The organism is Streptomyces sp. NPDC058872, assembly GCF_042743065.1.
GTDB lineage: Bacteria > Actinomycetota > Actinomycetes > Streptomycetales > Streptomycetaceae > Streptomyces.
Genome location: NZ_JBHYMK010000052.1, coordinates 39480 through 57727, shown reverse-complemented (window position 1 = coordinate 57727; position 18248 = coordinate 39480). Strand labels below are relative to the sequence as shown.

Below are 18248 nucleotides of genomic sequence, written 5' to 3'. Positions count from 1 at the left end.
GCCGCCTCGACGGCGGTGCGCACGACCTGGGCGCGCTCGGCGTCGGTGAGGGTCTGGTACTCGCCGAGGGAACCGTTCGGGACGACGCCGTCGCAACCGTTGGCGATCAGCCAGGCGACGTGCTCCGCGTAGGCGTCGTGGTCGACGGAGAGGTCTTCGCGGAAGGGGAGGGTGGTGGCGACCATGATGCCGCGCCAGGGACGGTCGGTGTTCCAGGTGGTGGTCACGTCAACGACCTTTCTATAGTGTGTGACATTTTACAGAAGGGGAAAGAAGAGGAAAGAAGAAGGGAGGGCCGCGCGGGCGCCCCGTCGGCCCGGTGCACTTCGAAGGGGGCTCCCCGCCCGTCCGGAGGGCCGGGGCCTGCGGCGTCCGGTGCACGAGCGCGGTGCGGCGGATCGCCCGCGGGCCGTACGCGCTCGGGCGGCTCGGCGCAGGCGCCGGATGTCAGACGTCGGACACCGCAGGCCGGAAGGCTCCTTCACCACACGCCTAGGAGGCTTCGGGAGAGGCGTCCTCCCGATCGGTCGCCCCGTCGAGTGCGGCAAGCGTGGAGAGTCGGACCGGCGCGGCGAGCGGGCGGCGTTCCAGGGGCGGTTCGGCGCCGTCGCGCGCCGCGAGGCAGGCGACCGCCGTGCCGCACATCCGCCCCTGGCACCAGCCCATGCCGGCCCGGGTGAGGAGCTTGACGGTCCGCGCGTCCCCCGCGCCGAGTTCGGTGACCGCTTCCCGGACGCGTCCTGCGGAGACTTCCTCGCAACGGCACACGTCCGTGCCGTCGGTGAGCCAGCCGGTCCAACCGGGGCCGGGGGCGTGTGCCGCGGCCATCAGGTCGGCAAAGGTGCGCATCCGGTCCCGACGGCGGCGGAGTTCCGCGATCCGCCCCCCGACCGGGCGGCGGCCGAGGAGCCGCACGGCAATGGCCCGTCCCGCCAACTCGCCTTCTGTGCGCGCGAGTTCCGCACCTCCCACCCCTCCCGCCTCACCGGCCGCCCACAGTCCGGACACCGAGGACTCCTGAAGGGCGTCCAGTACGAGGCCCCGCGTTCCGTCGGGCAGCGGCCGGGTGGCGCAACCGACGGTCGTGGCCAGCTCGATCTGGGGCACGAGACCGTGGCCGACGGCCAGGGCGTCGCACGCGATCCGGCGCCCGGTTCCGGGCACGGGACGCCAGTCGGCGTCCAGGCGGGTGACGGTGACGCCCTCCACCCGATCGGTGCCGTGCACTTCGGTGACGGCACTGCGCAGCCGGACTCCCACCCGGTGGCGGAGCAGCGCGGCGCCGTGCAGCAGGGCCTCGGCCGCCTTGCCCGGGTTGCTCAGCAGCACCCGGGGGCTGCGGGCGTAGCGCAGATAGCCGGCGGCCTCGACCACGGCCGGCACCCGCGCCCCCGCCGCGGCGAGCGAGGAGGCGACGGCGAGCAGCAGCGGACCGCTGCCCGCCACGACGACCCGGTGACCCGGGAGGACGAGTCCGGACTTGAGCATGGCCTGCGCCCCTCCGGCACCCACGACTCCCGGCAGGGTCCAACCCGGGAAGGGAAGTTGGCGCTCGTACGCGCCGGTGGCGAGGAGCAGTGCACGTGCCCGGATCCGAACGGGCCGCTCGCCGTTCCCGTCGGCCCCGGTGACCGCGTGCACCGTCCAACTGCCGTCCTGTTCACGGACCGTGGACCACACGTGATGGCCGGCCAGATGGGCGGCGTCGCTTCCGTGGAGACGCCGACGGAGGTCGGAGTAGGCGGACCAGTCGTGGTGCAGCGCCTCCGGGCGCACCGCTCCCAGTGCGGGTGCGGGGTGGCGGTAGAACTGTCCGCCGGTCTGGGTGGACGTGTCCAGGAGGGCGACGGAGAGGCCGAGTTCGGAGGCGGTGACGGCCCCGGCGAGTCCGGCGGGTCCGGCACCCACGACCGCGAGATCGTACTCCTGGCGCTGCGCACCGGGTTCAGACGGCAAGACGGTCACGGCCGTTCCCCTCCTGTGTGGTGATCGTGTCGCCGGGGCTGGCCGGGACCAGGCAGGCGCGCCGGTTGGGTTCGCCGTTGACGGTGGCGAGGCAGTCGTAGCACTGCCCGATGCCGCAGAACGCGCCGCGCGGCCGGCCGCCGTCCCGGGTGGTGCGCCAGGCGAGGATGCCGGCGCCCCAGAGGGCGGCGGCGACGGTCTGCCCCGGCAGGGCGGTAACGCGGCGACCGTCGAAGGTGATGTCGAACGGCGGATCGGGCTGCGCGCCGACGAGCTCGGCGGGGGTGCGGGCCACGGGCCCTCCTCTCGGGACGGTGACGATGGCGTGCGGAGCGGGTTCAGACCGCCCGCTCGGTGAACCGCTCCGGCCGGAACGGATGGATGTCGAGGGGTGGTTGGGCGCCGGTCAAGCACGCCGCGACGATCCGTCCGGTCACCGGGGCGAGTCCGACGCCCGCCCCCTCGTGACCGCAGGCGTGCAGCAGGCCGGGGGCGCGCGGATCGGGTCCGATCGCGGGCAGGTGGTCCGGCAGGTACGGGCGGAAGCCGAGGTAGGTGCGGATGACCCGCACGGCGCCGAGGGCCGGGAACAGGGCGGTGGCCCCGAGGGCGAGGCGGCGCAGGACCTCGGTGGAGAGCGTGCGGTCGAAGCCGACCCGCTCCCGGCTCGCGCCGATCAGGACCGGACCCGCCGGAGTGCCCTCGACGACCGCCGAGGTCTGGAGAGCGGCGGAGCCACTGGCGACGTCCGACACGTAGTCCGCGGCGTACACCTTGTGCCGCACGACGCGCGGCAGCGGCTCGGTCACGAGGACGAAACCCCTGCGGGGCATGACGGGGAGCCGTACGCCCGCGAGTTCGGCGATCGCACCGCCCCAGGTACCGGCGGCGTTGACCACGTACGGAGCGTGGATCTCACCGGCCGGGGTCCGCACGCCGCGCACCCGTCCGGACGAGTCGGTGAGCAGGCCGGTGACCTCCTCGCCCAACCTCAGCCGGATCCGATCGCGTTCTGCGCGCAGCAGACGGGCGGCGGCGTGGGCGGGCATCACCTGGGCGTCCTGCGGGTAGTGGATGCCGCCTGCCAGACCGGGGGCGAGGTGGGGCTCCAGATCGTGGAGCCGGTCCGCCGGGACTTCCCGGGTGGTGACGCCCGCCTTCTCCTGGCGCGCCGCGAAGTCCCGCAGCGCCCGCATTCCGGGCTCGTCCGAGGCGACCACGAGGCCGCCCTTGCCCTCGTACTCGATCTGCGGCGGGAGCCGTTCGGCGAGTTCGCGCCACAAGGCGGTGGCGACCTGGGCGAGTTCGAGCTCGGGCCCCGGCTCCTTGTCGGAGACCAGGAGGTTTCCCTCACCCGCTCCCGTCGTGCCGCCGGCGACGGAACCCCGGTCGACGACGGTGACGGAGAGTCCGGTTCGGGCGGCGTAATGGGCGCAGGCCGCGCCGACCACGCCGGCGCCGACGACGATGACATCGGTGGTGTTTCTCGTGGGCACGTCAGTAATATTTCACATTGCACTCACGTTGCCAAGACCTCTCACACCCCTCCTTCGAGGAGCATCACAGCGCAACCTCGGAGGTCCCACCACCCTCCGGACACGGATGAGTAACGGAGCCCCCCACGCCTTGTCAGTGCAATTTCACATTACTATGTTACCGGTCACATTCCAGCCGACGCCGGCTGTCCGACTGCTGCACCCCGGAGTGACCACCCATGAACAAGCGCACCCACACCCTGGCCATCGCCCTGGTGACGGCCCTCGCCCTCGGCGCGACGGGCTGTTCCGACGGGCAGAAGACCGCCGGGAACCCCGAGCAGAAGAACCCGGCCACCTCCACCAACGGCACGGTCGTCGGCGGCACCCCCCAGAAGGGCGGCACCCTGACCGTCCTGTCCAACCAGGACTTCAGCCACCTCGATCCGGCCCGCAACTGGGTGATGGGCGACATGGACTTCGGCACCCGACTGCTCTACCGCACCCTGCTCACCTACAAGGCGGAGCCGGGCGCACAGGGCGGGGAGCTGATGCCCGACCTCGCCGAGGACCTCGGCACCTCCTCCAACGGGGCCAAGACCTGGACCTTCCGCCTCAAGCCGGGCCTGAAGTACGAGGACGGATCTCCCGTCACCGCCCAGGACGTCAAGTACAACGTGGAGCGGTCCTTCTCCCCCGACCTGCCCGGCGGCCCCGACTACGCGGCCCGCTACCTCGTCGGCGCCGAGGGGTACCAGGGGCCGGCGAAGGGCAAGCACCTCGACTCCGTGAAGACGCCCGACGACCGCACGATCGTCTTCGAACTCCGCAAGCCGTTCGCCGAGTTCCCCTACGCGACCGTGCTCCCCACCTTCGCGCCCGTCCCCAAGTCCCAGGACAAGGGCCCCCAGTACGACAACCGGCCCTTCTCCTCCGGTCCGTACAAGATCGAATCGTACGCCCGCGACAAGAAGCTCGTCCTCGTCCGCAACACCCACTGGGACCCGAAGAGCGACGCCGTGCGCAAGGCGTACCCCGACCGGATCGTCGTCGTCATGGGCCTCAAGGCCAATCAGATCGACGACCGGCTCATCTCGTCCAGCGGCACCGACGCCTCCTCCGTCGCCTGGACCAAGCTCCGCCCCGAATCGACCCCCAAGGTCCTCACCAAGCCCGAGGTGAAGGCGCGGCTCCTCGCCGAGTCCACCAGCTGCACCGAAATGGTGCAGATGCACACCGGGCGCGCCCCCTTCGACGACGTCCGGGTCCGCAAGGCCGTGCAGTACGCCCTGGACCGCGAAGCCGTCCTCACCGCCTCCGGCGGCCCCGCGCTCAACGACCCGGCGACCGCGCTCATGCCGGGCTCCCTCTTCGGCGGCAAGCAGCCCGACACCCTCGGGATCCCGCTCACCGGTGACGTGGAGAAGGCCAAGCAGCTCCTGGAGGAAGCGGGCAGGGCCGACGGCTTCTCGACCAGCATCACCGTCTCCAACGGCGACAAGTCGGTCGGCGAGGCCATCCAGCAGTCCCTGGGACGGGCCGGGATCAAGGTCACCATCGAGACCGTCGACCCCTCCGCCTTCTACGACACCATCGGCGACACCAAGAACCGCACGGACCTCGTCTACAGCGGCTGGTGCCCCGACTTCCCCTCCGGCTCGACCTTCCTCCCCTTCGTCTTCGACGGCCGCTACATCAAGGAGAAGGGCAACTCCGGCAACCACTCGCTCTTCCGCGACGAGGAGACCATGCAGCGGATGGACGCCATCGCCGCGATGACCGACGGCTCCCAGGCGAACAAGGCCTGGCAGGAACTGGACGGGGAGATCCTCGCGAAGGCCCCGACCATGCCCGTCGTGATCGAGCGCCAGCCCCTGCTGCTCGGCACCAACGTCGCCGGCGCCTTCGGCCACACCTCCTTCGGCGGTCAGGTCGACTACGCCACGATCGGCCTCAAGGACCCGACCAAGAGCCAGGGCTGAGGCCGACGGACCGAAGGAAGCCCACACCCCATGACCACCACCTCGACCTCCCCTCCCGCCCGGGCGGGGAGCGGTCCCTGGCAGCTCGTCCGGACCGAGCTGCGCCGCCGCACATCCGTGAAGCTCTCGCTCGCCGTGGTCGCCCTCTTCGTGTTGATGACCGTCGCCGCCCCGCTGATCAGCGCGCTGGGCGGCTGGGGACCCGAGGAGTTCGACAAGAGTGCCGTCGACCCCTATCTGGGCGGCCAACCCATCGGAGCGCTCGGCGGCGTCTCGGCGGAGCACTGGCTCGGCGTCGAACCCGTCACCGGCCGCGACCTGTTCGCCCGAGTCGTGCACGGCGCCCAGGTCTCCCTCCTCATCGCCTTCGCGGCGACGGCGATCGTGGTCGCCGTCGGCACGGCGGCCGGCATCGCCGCCGGCTACTTCGGCGGTCGCACCGACACCGTGCTCTCCCGGCTGATGGACCTCACCATGTCCTTCCCCTCCCTCATCTTCATGATCGCGATGATGTCGGTGGCCCGGGACGTCAACCGCATCGTGCTCATGACCGCCGTCATCGGCCTCTTCGGCTGGCCCGGCATCGCCCGGGTCGTCCGCGGTCAGACCCTGTCCCTCAAGCACCGCGAGTACGTCGACGCCGCCCGGGTCGGCGGTTCGGGTCCCTGGCGGATCCTCGCCCGTGACGTCCTCCCGGGGGTCGCCGGGCCGGTCATCGCCTACACGACGCTGATCATCCCGGGGATGATCGCGACCGAAGCCGCCCTGAGCTACCTGGGCGTCGGCGTCCGCCCGCCCACCCCGTCCTGGGGCCAGATGATCGCCGAGAGCGTCTCCTACTACGACACGGACCCCATGTACTTCGCCGTCCCGAGCCTCTGCCTCTTCCTCACCGTGCTCGCGTTCACCCTCCTCGGGGACGCGCTGCGGGACGTCCTCGACCCGCGGGGGAGCAGCAGGTGATCCTCTACCTCGGACGTCGGCTCCTCGGCGTGCTCGGCGTCCTCCTCGCCGTCGCCGCCGTCACCTTCACCATCTTCTACGTCCTTCCCTCCGACCCCGCCGCCGCGGCCTGCGGCAAGGCCTGCAGCACCGAACGCCTGGAGGCGATCCGCGCCCACATGGGCCTGGACGCGCCGCTGTGGCGGCAGTTCACCGACTTCGTCACCGGCATCTTCACCGGCCGCACGATGGGCAGCGGCCAGTACGCCCTGCACTGCGACTTCCCGTGCCTGGGTTACTCGTACGAGAACAGCGAGGGCGTGTGGGACCTGCTCGTCGACCGGCTCCCGGTCTCCGCCTCCCTCGCCGTCGGGGCCGCCGCGATCTGGCTGCTGCTCGGGCTCTCCGCGGGCGTCACGGCCGCACTGCACAAGGACACGCTCACCGACCGGGCCCTGATGGTCGGCGCGGTGGCCGCCGCCTCGCTGCCCGTCTACTTCACCTCGGTGCTGCTGATCTACGGGTTGATCCGGGTCACCGGGCTCCTGCCCTACCCGCAGTACGTGCCCTTCGGCGACGATCCCGTCTCCTGGGCCACCAACCTGCTGCTCCCCTGGTTGGCGCTCGCCGTCCTCTACGCGGCCATGTACGCGCGCCAGAGCCGCAGTTCGATGATCGAGTCCATGGCGGAGCCGTACATCCGGACCGCGCGGGCCAAGGGGCTGCCGCGCCGCACGGTGGTCGTCAAGCACGGACTCCGTGCGGGCATGACGCCGATCCTGACCATCTTCGGCATGGACCTCGGCGGTCTGCTCGCCGGCGCCGTCATCACGGAGTCCATCTTCGGGCTCCCGGGCATCGGACGCCTCTTCTACGGCGCCCTGTCCACCGGCGACCAGCCCGTCATCCTCGGGGTCACCCTGCTCGCCGCCACCTTCATCGTCGTCGCCAACCTGGTCGTCGACCTGTTGTACGCCGTCGTCGACCCGCGAGTGAGGTACTGATGGCCGCACCCTCCCCCCTCTTGTCGGTACGGGACCTGACGGTCACCTTCCCCACCAAGCACGGCCCCGTCCGGGCGGTCGACTCGCTCTCCTTCGACGTGCACCAGGGGCGCACCCTCGGGATCGTCGGCGAGTCCGGCTCCGGGAAGTCGGTGACCTCCCTCGCCGTGATGGGCCTGCACACCGGCGCCGAGGTCACCGGTTCCGTCACCCTGGACGGGCGCGAACTGCTCGACCTGCCCGAGCCGGAGCTCAACAGGCTGCGCGGCCGGCGGATGGCCATGATCTTCCAGGACCCGCTGTCGAGCCTCCATCCGTACTACACCGTCGGGGAGCAGATCGCCGAGCACCACCGGGTCCACTTCGGTTCCCGTCGCGCGGCCGCCCGCGCACGGGCCGTGGAGGCGCTCGGCGAGGTCGGCATCCCGGAGCCGCGGCGCCGCGCCGGTGAGTATCCGCACCAGTTCTCCGGCGGGATGCGCCAACGCGTGATGATCGCGATGGCGCTCGCCTGCGAGCCGGACCTGCTGATCGCCGACGAGCCGACGACCGCGCTGGACGTCACCGTCCAGGCCCAGATCCTGGAGCTTCTCGCCCGCCTCCAGGAGGAGCGGGGGCTCGCGGTCGTGATGATCACCCACGATCTGGGGGTGGTGGCCCGGGTGGCCCACGACGTCCTGGTGATGTACGGCGGCCGGGCCGCCGAACACGCCCCCGTGGACTCGCTCTTCGCGACGCCCGCGCACCCCTACACCCGGGGGCTGCTCGACTCGCTGCCCCGGCTCGACGACCACGACGACGCACCGCTGCGGGCGATTCCCGGCAGCCCGCCGTCGCTCCTCGACCCCGCACCGGGCTGTGCGTTCGCCCCCCGCTGCACCCGGGCCGCAGCCGGTGCCCCGGAGGAACGGACCCGGTGCACGGACGAGCGCCCGCTGCTCGGCGGCCCGGACGGGCATCCGGTCGCCTGCCACTTCCCCGCGTACGAAGGCGTTCCCTCATGACCACGACCACCACGCCGCCGCTGCTGAGCGTGCGCGACCTCACCATGACCTTCCCGGGGCGCCGGTCCCGCTCGTCTCCCGTGCGGGCCGTCGACGGCGTGTCCTTCGACGTGGCCGCGGGCGAGACCCTGGGCCTGGTGGGCGAGTCCGGCTGTGGCAAGTCCACGACCGGACGGATGATCGTTCGACTCCTGGAACCCACGGCCGGCTCCGTCTCGTACGACGGGCGTGACATCAGCCACCTGTCCCAGCGGGAGCTGAAGCCGCTCCGCCGCGATCTGCAGATGGTCTTCCAGGACCCCCACTCCTCCCTCAACCCCCGCCAGACCGTGGCCAGGATCATCTCCGACCCCCTGCTCGTCCAAGGGGCATCGGTCGCCGAGGCCCGGCGGCGGGCCTCGGAGCTGATGGAGCTGGTCGGACTGATCCCGGAGCACATCGACCGCTACCCGCACGAGTTCTCGGGCGGTCAGGCCCAACGCATCGGCATCGCCCGCTCGCTGGCCACCGGTCCCCGCCTGGTCGTCGCGGACGAGCCCGTCTCCGCACTCGACGTCTCCGTCCAGGCCCAGATCGTGAACCTGATGGAGGGGTTGCAGCGGGAGCTCGGGCTCGCCTACCTCTTCATCGCGCACGACCTCTCGGTGGTGAAGCGGGTCTGCGACCGGGTCGCCGTGATGTACCTCGGCCGGATCGTGGAGATCGGCGTCAAGGAGCGGGTGTACACGGCACCGGCGCACCCCTACACGCGGGCGCTGCTCTCCGCCGTGCCGTTGCCCGACCCGGCGGCCGAGCGGGCCCGGGAGAGGATCACGCTGCTGGGCGACCCCCCGAGCCCTGCCGCCCCGCCCCCCGGGTGCACCTTCCACCCGCGGTGCCCCAAGGCCCGGGAGATCTGCCGCACCGAGGCCCCGCTGCTGCGGGTCGTCGCCGCCGGGGAGGCCCGCGAGGCGGCCTGCCACTTCCCCGAGGGCTCCTGACCACACGTCGATGCCCCGGTCCCCGGAACTCACCGCGCGGGACCGGGGCATCGGCCCGTGCTCAGCCGGAGCGGACCGCCGCGTACAGGGCCGTGGCGACGGCGAGGTCCTCCCAGGCCATGCCGACGCTCTTGAAGAAGCGCGGCCTGACGGTCGACGGGGTGCGGCGGCCGTGCACCAGATCGGCGAGGGTCCCCGTGACGTGGTCCGCTCCGATCGCGCCCTCGGCCATCGGGACGAGCAGGTCACCGGCCTCGCGGAGGGCGGCGGACCGGGCCTCCACGTACACCTCGGCGCGGGTGACCAAGGCGGTGTCGGTCTCGCGGGCCGATGCCTCGTGCGAGCCGACCGCGACGACGGCGGCACCGGAAGCGATCAGGGTGCCGTCGAAGAGGGGGGTGCGGGCCGTGGTGCAGCACACGACCAGGTCGGCCGCGGCGACCTCGTCGGGCGTACCGGTGCGGGAGGGCACGTCGAGGCTCCGCGCATAGCCGGCGAGGGCGCGCGCGGCGACCGGATTGCGGCCGACGACGACGGTTTCGGCGACCTCGCGCACGGCCCGGACGGCCTCCAGGTGGCCGTACGCCTGGGGTCCGGTACCGAAGAGCACCAGGCGCAGCGGCCGTCCGTCCGGTGTCAGGTGGCGCACGGCGAGCGCGGAGACCGCCGGGGTGCGCAGTTCGGTCAGGGCGGCGCCGTCGAGGAGGGCGAGGGGCTGGAGGGTGGTGCCGTCGAGGAGCAGGTACGAGCCGGTGATGCGGGGCAGGCCGACGGCCGGGTTGCCGGGGGCCACCCCGGCGATCTTCACTCCGGCGTGGGCGCCGAAGGCCGCCGGCATGAGGAGGAGTTCACCGGCCGGGACGGGTACGGCGCTGCGGGACGGGGCGGCCTCGGGGTCGAACCCGGCGCGCAGGGCGTCGGCGAGGACGTCGACGGCCGCCGCCGGGGACAGCAGGCGGCTCATGGTCGGGGCGTCGATCCGGAGCAGATCGGTCGGGCCGGTCACAGGAGGAATCCCGTTCCGAGGTCGTCGTGCGGATCCAGGACGAAGCTGTGGGTGCCGGTGCGGTGGGTGGCGCCGGTGACCTCGGTGACGCCTCCGGCCAACAGCCGACCGGTGAACCCGGTGTCGGCGACCGACTCGTGGGTGAGGGTGTCTCCGGGGCCGAGGCGCCCGTCCTCGCCGAGCAGGGCGAGCCGGGCGGAGGTGCCGGAACCGCAGGGCGAGCGGTCGATCTGTCCGTCGGCGAAGACGGTGACGTTGCGCTGGCGCGGGCCGGCGGCGGTGTCGGGGAGCTCCTCGTACAGGATGACGCCGTAGACGTCGTGTTCCGGGAAGGCCGCACGGACCTCCCGTCCGACCCGGACGAGGGCCGGCAGGGAGGTCCGGGTGGTGTCGAGGCCCAGGGCGCGGGCGGGGAGGGAGGCGTAGCAGGCGCCGGAGTCGGCGAGGTCGACCTCGGTGGTGCCGAGGGACGTGGTCGTGGGGACCTTGCGGGCGAGGACGCGGGTCGGAACGTTGCGGAAGGTGACCCCGGTGGTGCGCCCGGAGGCCCGGTGGACGGTGGCGGTGACCCGCCCCGAGGGGACGTCGATGCGCACGGGGACGTCACCGTCGTCGGGCGCCGCCACGCGTCCGGTGTCGACGGCCCAGGCGCCGAGCGCCATCGTGCCGTGGCCGCAGGCGGTGGAGTAGCCGTCCTTGTGCCAGAACAGGACGCCGAAGTGGGCGCCGTCGTCGTCGGGCGGCACGACGAAGCCGCCGTACATGCCGGAGTGGCCGCGCGGCTCCTGCACCAGGAGGCGGCGCAGTTGATCGAGGGGGCCGAGACGGGGCGCGAGGGCGCGGCGCTCCGCCACGGTGTCGCCGGGGACCGCGGGCAGGCCCTCGTCGACGATCCTGAAGGGCTCGCCTGCGGTGTGGTAGTCGGTGGTGCGGACGGGGTGCGGGGTGGTGCTCACGACGTACGGCCTCCGGGCGGAGAGTGACGGGCATGCGGGTGCCGGGCCGGTCCCTCCCCCGTGGAGGGACCGGCCCGGCGGAACGGGACGGTCAGCTGCGGAGGGGGCCCTCGCAGCGGTAGCTCGACGTGCCCGCGACCTTGGTGGACCAGATGTCGATGGGTCCGAAGCTGCAGTTCATGTCGGCGAGGTTGTTCGAGGCGGCGCCGGCCCGGTCGAGGATGAAGTAGTCGACGGTCTCGGACATGTCCTTGAAGTTCTGGTCCTCACTGGCCCAGTCGGACAGGTTGGCGGTGATCCGGCCGGTGCAGATGAAGCGGCGCTTGCCGGCGTCGCCGTTCTCCACGCAGTCGGGGGTGTTGTAGGTGGCGGTGGCGAAGGAGGACTTCACGGACGCGAGCGCCGCGTCCCGGAGCTGTCCGTTGGGGGTGTAGGTGGTGTCGGGCACGTACAGCTGGTCGACCTTGGCGATCTGTGCGTCGAGGAAGCGGTCGTAGGCGCGCTGGACGTCGGTGTCGGAGCCGAGCCGGTCGCGCCACGCGTCGTACCCGGCCACGTCGTCGGCCCGCAGGTGGGTGTACATCTCGCGGAGCAGGGAGGGCCTCTCGGTCCACAGGAACTCGAAGAAGGTGCCGGCGTAGCTGTAGAAGCGGAACCCGTCGCCGTCGTAGGTGGCGTTGAGGATCTGGCGGACGTTCATGCGGGGGCCGCCGCCGGCGGTGTCGTTGATGATGCTCTTGACGAGGGACTTCCGGACGGCGATGCCGTCGTCGCGGGTGGCCCCGTCGAAGAACTCGGCGGTGCCCTCGTCCATGGCGGTGGTGCGGTCGCCCTGGTACCAGGGGCCCTCGCCGAAGAAGCCGGGGACGGCGAAGCGGCCGTTCAGGTAGTGGGTGTACTCGTGGCGGAAGAGCTCTTCGAGGGTGAGGGAGGAGTCCTGCGGGACGCGCCGCTGGTAGGTGTAGAAGGTGGCGCCGCGCTCGATGTAGATGCCGCCGTTGTTGGTTCCCATGCCGGTGAGGACGGGGTGGTAGTTCTCGTAGTCCGCGCGGGAGGCGTAGAGCACGATGTTCAGGGTGGTGTTGTCGTCCCCGGCGAGCGGCTGGTCGGTGCCGAGGACGCGGTGGTACTGCGCCTTGACCTGCTTGCTCGCGTAGTAGAGCTGGTCGACGGTGGCCCGGTCGAGTGCGGTGCGGACCTTGATGGCCCCGTTGTCGTAGGTGTAGGTGTACGGGAAGAGCTGCTTCTCGATGTCCTCCTTGCACACGCCGTACGGCTCGCAGGCCTCGTAGTAGTTGAGCCACGAGACGACCTTCGCCCACTGCTCGCTGCCCTGCCCGAAGGAGGCGACGGTGGTGTCGAGCATGCCGCCGAGGTCCGCGACGACGCCGTCCCGGAGGCCGTCGACCTGGCCGAAGCGGCCGTATTCGCCGATGGCGTCGCGGGCGACCCAGCTGTTGGCGGCGCCCTTCAGGTGGCCGTACCCGGCGAAGGCCTTGAAGGTCGCGCGGTACGCCGGGTCGGCGGCGACCGCCGTGTGGAAGGCGGCGTCCTGGTTGCCGGGGTAGATGCCGAGGTAGTTGACCGAGAGCCCGGCGAGCGCGGCGCCCGCCCAGGCCGGGTCGAGGTGGGTGGTGGTGTGGGACGGGTCCATGGTGGCCAGGACCTTCTTGATCAAGCCGAGTTGGTGCTGGCGCAGTCCGGGGGCGCTCGCCGCGTAGAGCGCTTCGCGCAGGGTGTTCGCGTTGCTCTTCGTGACGTCGAAGGTGCGGGCGGCGGCACCGAAGTCGGCGACGGCCCGGCGGACCGCGTCCACCGTGGGGGCGTCGGTGGTGTCGATCTCGTCGCGTGAGAAGTCGTGGTACGCAACGGCGTGCAGATAGGTGAACATCTCCTCCAGGTGGGAGGAGTTCCGCCCGTCGTGCGAGGCGGCCAGGCTCGATATGCGGCGGGCGACGGCCTGTACGTGGGCGTCGGACATGACCGGCGCGAGCCGGGCGTCCCAGGTCCAGATCAGGCCGGACAGACAGCCGTCGGCGGTGACGGCCGGATCTGCGAGGAAGTCGGCGAACCGCTCGGGGGCGAGGCCGGTGATGCCGTCGAGCGTGCAGGGGACACCGGTGGTGGTGACGGTGACCGCGAGGGTGCGGGCGGTGGTGCGGGCCGGGGCCCGGCCGGGGACGCGGCCCGTGGCGAGCCCGCCCGGCGCGGGAGCGGATCCGAAGGTGGCGCGCGGGGCGGAGGCGCGGTGTTCGACCTCGTCGAAGGGGTGGGCGCCCGGCTTCGCCTGCGGGGCCGGCGCACCGGGCACTGCGGCGGGGGTCGTGACCGGCGCGGTCCGGGCGTCCGCACCCGCTGGGGAAGCACCCGCCTGCCCGGCGGAGGACACGAGGGTGACGGCGATGGCGGAGGAGAGCAGGGACGAGCGCACACGTCTGGTGAGGGACAACGGAACTCCTGCTGATGGGGGGTGGGTGTGGGGATGGGTGGGCGAACTGGTCGGGTTCGCACGGCGTATGACGGGCGTTCATCAAGCCGTGCGCGGTGTAACATAGTAATGTGAAATTGCACTGACAAGCCCCCGGGCGCCCTCAGTTCCCGTGACCCATCGGCAGGCACCGCAGCGCCTCCCCTTGCCCGCACGACGCGGGGCCCGGGCGGTTGGCCCGGGCCCCGCGTTCCCTCACGCCTGCGGTGTGCCCCGTGGGGAAGGGGCAACGCCCTCGCCCCGGGATCGGCCTCCCGCTGCGGCCATCAGGGCTTCCCTGTCGACGAGCTTGACGCGGGGTCGCCCTTGGAGATCGCCCTCGGCGCGCTCGGCGGCGTCGATCGCCCGCCAACCCTCGAGGTCGACCCCGCGCGTGGGAGCGTCGTCCGTCGCGCCCCCGCCGACGGGGGCCGCGAGCAGTCCGGCTTCGAAGTCGTCGAGGAGCGCGGACACGGTCTCCTGGGCACAGGACTTGTTGGTGCCGATGAATCCCGAGGCACCGCGCTTGATCCAGCCCGCCACGTACACGCCCGGCTTCACCCGCCCCCGCTGGTGGGGCACGGTGCCGGTGGCCCCGTCGAACGGGAGTCCCGGCACGGGGCGTGCCCGGTAGCCGATCGCCCGCAGGACGAGCGAGGCCTCGATCGTCTCGGTCGCCCCCGGGCTCTCCGCGGTCCGGGGGGTGCCGCCGTCGGGGTCGGACGTCTCCCGCGCCGATCCGCCGTACGGGGGCGTGCTCCGCTCCACGACCACTCCCGTCACCCGGTCGCCGCCGACGATCCGAACCGGACGCGTCCGGAAGCGCAGGACGATGCGGCGCCGCCCCGGCACCGGGGTTCGGGCGGCGAGTCGGGCGAGCACCTCGGTCTTGGGGGTGGCGTCCGCCGGAACGTCCGCCGGCCACTCCTCGACCAGGACGTCCACATCGTCGAGGGAGGCGAGCGCGAGCAGTTCCGGGAGGGTGAACGCGGCCTCGGCCGGTCCGCGGCGCCCGAGGAGGACGACCTCGCGGATGCGGCTCGTGCGCAGCGCGGCCAACGCCGGGTCGGAGACGTCGGTACGGGCCAGGGATTCGGGGTCGGCGGTCAGCACCCGCGCCACGTCCAGCGCCACGTTGCCGTTGCCGATGACGACCGCCCGCTCACCGTCCAGCGCGTAGCGGGCGCCGCTGTGGTCGGGGTGACCGTTGTACCAGGCCACGAAGTCGGTGGCGGAGGCGCTGCCGGGCAGCCCTTCACCCTCGATGCCGAGCGGGCGGTCCGTGGCGGCGCCCACGGCGTAGAGCACGGCGTGGTGGGTGCGGACCAGGTCGGCGTGGTGGAGGTCCCGCCCGACCTCCGTGTCGAGTCGGTACGAGAAGCCGGGCTGGCCCTCGACGGCCCGGAAGAGCCGGGCGACCTGCTTGGTGTCCTGGTGGTCGGGCGCGACCCCCGCCCGCGCCAAGCCGTGGGGCGTGGGCAGCCGGTCGTAAACGGTGACGGTCACCCCGGGGTGCCGGAGCAGTTCATCGGCGGCGAACAGTCCGGCCGGCCCCGCACCGACGACGGCCACCCGCAACTCGGATCCCGAGAGGCGGCGTGGGGCGGGGACGAGGGCCATCGGGGTGCGGTCCCCGTGCGGGTGGGCTTCGTAGTAGGCGCGGTTGAGGTCGAGGAAGGGAAGCTCCGCTTCGGTGAGTCGGGTGTGCGGTTTGAGCGCGTCCACCGGACAGGCCGTCGTGCAGGCGCCGCAGTCGACGCAGGTGCGCGGATCGACGTACAGCATCTCGGTCTGCCCGAAGCCCGGTTCGCCGGGGGCGGGATGGATGCAGTTGACCGGACAGGCCAGCACGCAGGAGGCGTCGGCGCAGCACGAGCGGGTGACGACGTAGGTCATGGTTCTCCGTTCACGAGACCGGCGGGACGGCGCTCGTCAGGCGGCGTACGGGGCGGGTTCGCCGCGGTGACGGGACGGGCGGCCGTCGATGCGCAGCACCTTCCACACCTGCCGGGAGGTCTTGTTCATCAGGCCGATGTCCTCGGCGAGCATCCGCACGTCGGAGAAGAGGTCGCGCAGCATCTTCCGGCCGTCGGGGGACTTCCAGAAGATGTCCTTGATGACCCAGTGGGGCACCCCGATCGTCTCGGCGGTCTTCCGGTCGGGGACCATGATGACGTCCCCGAGCACCCGCATGATGACCGGGAAGGCCACGGACAACGCCCCCCTGCGCACCCTGCCGTAGCCCGGAACCTTGACGCGCAGGAACTCGTGGGCGAAGGAGATGTGACGGGCCTCTTCGGCGACGTGGATCTGCATCATCCGGCGCATCAACGGGTGGACGTCCTCGCCACCGCGCAGGATCGCCTTCTGGAGGTGGTCGACGGGCTCCTCGCCGGCGAGGACGCCGGTGAAGAACGATTCGGGAACCAGCGAGCCCGCGAGCGGGAGGAAACGGCTGAGGACGCGGAAGGAACGGCGGCCCCCGGGCACGTCGGCGCCCGCGCGGTTCACGAACTCCTGGAACATCTGGGTGTGGTGGCACTCCTCGGTGACCTCGTGGGTGAGGTAGCGGAACTCGGGGTTCTGGTTGCCGAGGGCGAAGAGGTAGTCCATCACCCCGCGGATGAGGACGTTCTCGAACTGCATGCCGACCTTGACGATGTTGGCGTACCGCCACAGCCCGATCCTGGTGCGCACCTCCAACGCCTGTTCCCGGTACCAGGGGTGACCGCCGAGCGGGTCGGCGGCGGGGAGCACCCAGCGGGGGTCGGCAGGATCGATCGCGAAGTCGGGGTGGTCCCAGTCGATGTCGGCGAAAGCGTCGAAGTGGATGCGCACCGATGCCTCGGACAGGGTCCGGAGCCTCTCGTGGTAGTCCTGCACGCTGGTCATCTTCGTCCTCGGTTTCTCGCGGTCGGCCGTCCGGGCGGACGGCCGAAGCGGCTTCAGACAGCCGTGGTCCGGTCCTGTGGGGGCGCGGACCGCCCGTGGGGGGCCGCGCGGTCGAAGCGGAGAGCGGGGTCCGCAACCGGGGAGCGCCGCAGGGCGCGACGGTCGCGGTAGTAGTTGTTCCGGATGCGCCACGGGTCACGGGTGCCCTGGCGCGGCATGACGGCGTCGCCCCGCGCGATGTAACCGGACGTCAGGGACTCGCCCATGACGGAGGTCTGGGAGCGGTCGCCCTCGGTCGCGACGGGGGTGACGGCGGTGAGGCCGTGCCGGTCCATGTGGTCGATGAGCCGGCTGATGTAGGCGGCGGCGAGATCGGCCTTGAGCGTCCAGGAGGCGTTGGTGTAGCCGATGATCATCGCCAGGTTGGGAACGCCGTCCAGCATGACGCCCTTGTAGAGGAGGCGGTCGCGGGTGACGACGGGGGTTCCGTCGACGGTGAGTTCCATGCCGCCGGCGAGCTGCATGCGCAGGCCCGTCGCGGTGACCACGATGTCGGCCGGGATCTCTTCGCCGGACCCGACCGTGACGCCGGTCTCGGTGAACGTCTCGATGTGGTCGGTGACCACGGAGGCCTTCCCGTTCCTGAGGGTCGTGAAGAGGTCGCCGCCGGGCACGACGCACAGTCGCTGGTCCCAGGGCTTGTACGACGGGGTGAAGTGGCGCATGTCGACATCGCCGCCGAGCCGCGCCCGGACCGCGCCGAGCAGCACCCTGCGCATCAGGCGGGGGGCCTTGCGGCACAGGGCGTACAGGCCGCGCTGCATCGCGATGTTGCGGGCGCGTCCGAGGCGGTGGACGACCCCGGCCGGAACGCGCAGCTTGCGCAGGAGCACCGAGAGGGGGTCGTTCGCGGGGAGCGCCATGACGTACGTGGGAGACCGCTGGAGCATGGTCACGTGCGCGGCTTCGGGGGCCATCGCGGGAACGAGGGTGATGGCGGTGGCACCGCTGCCGATGACCACCACGCGCTTGCCGGTGTGGTCGAGGTCCCGGGGCCAGTGCTGCGGGTGGACCAGGGTTCCCCGGAAGCGCTCCTCGCCGGGGAAGTGCGGTCGGTGGCCGCCGTCGTAGTCGTAGTAGCCGGTGGCCCCGACGAGGAACCGGGCCGTGAGGACGTGGGTCTCGCCGGTGGCTTCGTCGAGGGTCTCCACGGTCCAGCGGCCCTCGTCACCGGACCAGTCGGCCCGCACGGCCCGGCGGCCGAAGCGGATGTGGTCGGTGACGCCGTGCTCCTGCGCGGTCTCCCGGATGTAGCGGCGGATGTCCGTGCCGTCGGCGAGGACCTGGGTGCCGTGCCAGGCGCGGAAGCCGTAGCCGAAGGTGTACATGTCCGAGTCGGAGCGGATGCCGGGGTAGCGGAACAGGTCCCAGGTGCCGCCGATTCCGGAACGCCGCTCGATGATCTCGTACGTGGTCCCGGGGTTTCCGGCGCGCAGGTGACAGGCGGCGCTGATCCCGGACAGCCCCGCTCCGATGATCAGCACGTCGACGTGCCGGTTCTCCATGTCCATCCCC

General features: G+C 72.0%; 15 protein-coding genes. 5 read left to right on the top strand and 10 right to left on the bottom strand.

From position 1 onward, the window contains the following. From ACFW22_RS27505 to ACFW22_RS27490, 4 genes are all read right to left on the bottom strand, one after another. Window positions 1-185 (bottom strand): dihydrodipicolinate synthase family protein (locus tag ACFW22_RS27505; protein WP_386409463.1); only part of this gene is annotated, 185 nt, incomplete at its 3' end. A gap of 307 nt (window positions 186-492) precedes the next feature. Continuing rightward, on the bottom strand, window positions 493-1965 hold the full coding sequence (locus ACFW22_RS27500) for an FAD-dependent oxidoreductase (RefSeq protein ID WP_386409455.1): 1473 nt from the start codon (window positions 1963-1965) through the stop codon (window positions 493-495). Further along, window positions 1946-2260 (bottom strand): (2Fe-2S)-binding protein, encoded by a 315-nt coding sequence (locus tag ACFW22_RS27495; RefSeq protein ID WP_386409453.1) that lies wholly within the window; start codon window positions 2258-2260, stop codon window positions 1946-1948. Before ACFW22_RS27495 ends, ACFW22_RS27500 begins: the two co-directional genes overlap by 20 nt. Before the next feature lie 43 nt (window positions 2261-2303). After that, window positions 2304-3461, bottom strand: coding sequence for an NAD(P)/FAD-dependent oxidoreductase (locus ACFW22_RS27490; RefSeq protein ID WP_386409451.1), 1158 nt, complete (start codon window positions 3459-3461; stop codon window positions 2304-2306). Between the two features lie 218 nt (window positions 3462-3679). On the opposite strand from ACFW22_RS27490, the gene ACFW22_RS27485 reads away from it, so the two are divergent. Genes ACFW22_RS27485 through ACFW22_RS27465 form a run of 5 tightly spaced genes read left to right on the top strand, consistent with a single transcriptional unit; the run spans window position 3680 to window position 9352 of the window. Beyond that, the gene (locus ACFW22_RS27485) at window positions 3680-5422 is read left to right on the top strand and encodes an ABC transporter substrate-binding protein (RefSeq protein ID WP_386409449.1); all 1743 of its coding nucleotides are present in this window, start codon (window positions 3680-3682) and stop codon (window positions 5420-5422) included. A 30-nt stretch (window positions 5423-5452) separates the two neighbouring features. Beyond that, on the top strand, window positions 5453-6385 hold the full coding sequence (locus ACFW22_RS27480) for an ABC transporter permease (protein WP_386409447.1): 933 nt from the start codon (window positions 5453-5455) through the stop codon (window positions 6383-6385). Then, a complete protein-coding gene (locus ACFW22_RS27475) occupies window positions 6382-7368 on the top strand; it encodes an ABC transporter permease (protein WP_386409445.1) in 987 nt (328 codons plus the stop codon). The genes ACFW22_RS27480 and ACFW22_RS27475 overlap by 4 nt, the downstream gene beginning before the upstream one ends. Then, window positions 7368-8372 carry an ABC transporter ATP-binding protein gene (locus ACFW22_RS27470; RefSeq protein WP_386409443.1) on the top strand — a complete coding sequence of 335 codons (1005 nt, stop codon included), beginning with the start codon at window positions 7368-7370 and terminating at the stop codon, window positions 8370-8372. Before ACFW22_RS27475 ends, ACFW22_RS27470 begins: the two co-directional genes overlap by 1 nt. Further along, on the top strand, window positions 8369-9352 hold the full coding sequence (locus ACFW22_RS27465) for an ABC transporter ATP-binding protein (RefSeq protein ID WP_386409441.1): 984 nt from the start codon (window positions 8369-8371) through the stop codon (window positions 9350-9352). The genes ACFW22_RS27470 and ACFW22_RS27465 overlap by 4 nt, the downstream gene beginning before the upstream one ends. 61 nt (window positions 9353-9413) lie before the next feature. On the opposite strand, the gene ACFW22_RS27460 is transcribed toward ACFW22_RS27465, so the two are convergent. From ACFW22_RS27460 to ACFW22_RS27435, 6 genes are all read right to left on the bottom strand, one after another. Beyond that, window positions 9414-10316, bottom strand: coding sequence for an ornithine cyclodeaminase family protein (locus ACFW22_RS27460; protein WP_386409461.1), 903 nt, complete (start codon window positions 10314-10316; stop codon window positions 9414-9416). Between the two features lie 38 nt (window positions 10317-10354). After that, window positions 10355-11314 carry a proline racemase family protein gene (locus ACFW22_RS27455; protein ID WP_386409439.1) on the bottom strand — a complete coding sequence of 320 codons (960 nt, stop codon included), beginning with the start codon at window positions 11312-11314 and terminating at the stop codon, window positions 10355-10357. Between the two features lie 91 nt (window positions 11315-11405). Beyond that, window positions 11406-13763 carry a collagenase gene (locus ACFW22_RS27450; protein ID WP_386409437.1) on the bottom strand — a complete coding sequence of 786 codons (2358 nt, stop codon included), beginning with the start codon at window positions 13761-13763 and terminating at the stop codon, window positions 11406-11408. A gap of 234 nt (window positions 13764-13997) precedes the next feature. Then, window positions 13998-15677, bottom strand: a complete 1680-nt coding sequence (locus ACFW22_RS27445; RefSeq protein WP_386409435.1) for an FAD-dependent oxidoreductase — start codon at window positions 15675-15677, stop codon at window positions 13998-14000. Between the two features lie 36 nt (window positions 15678-15713). After that, window positions 15714-16673, bottom strand: a complete 960-nt coding sequence (locus ACFW22_RS27440) for a diiron oxygenase (RefSeq protein WP_386409433.1) — start codon at window positions 16671-16673, stop codon at window positions 15714-15716. Window positions 16674-16726: 53 nt separating this feature from the next. Next, entirely contained in the window at window positions 16727-18238 is a 1512-nt protein-coding gene (locus tag ACFW22_RS27435) for a flavin-containing monooxygenase (protein ID WP_386409431.1), read from the bottom strand. Window positions 18239-18248: the final 10 nt, after the last annotated feature.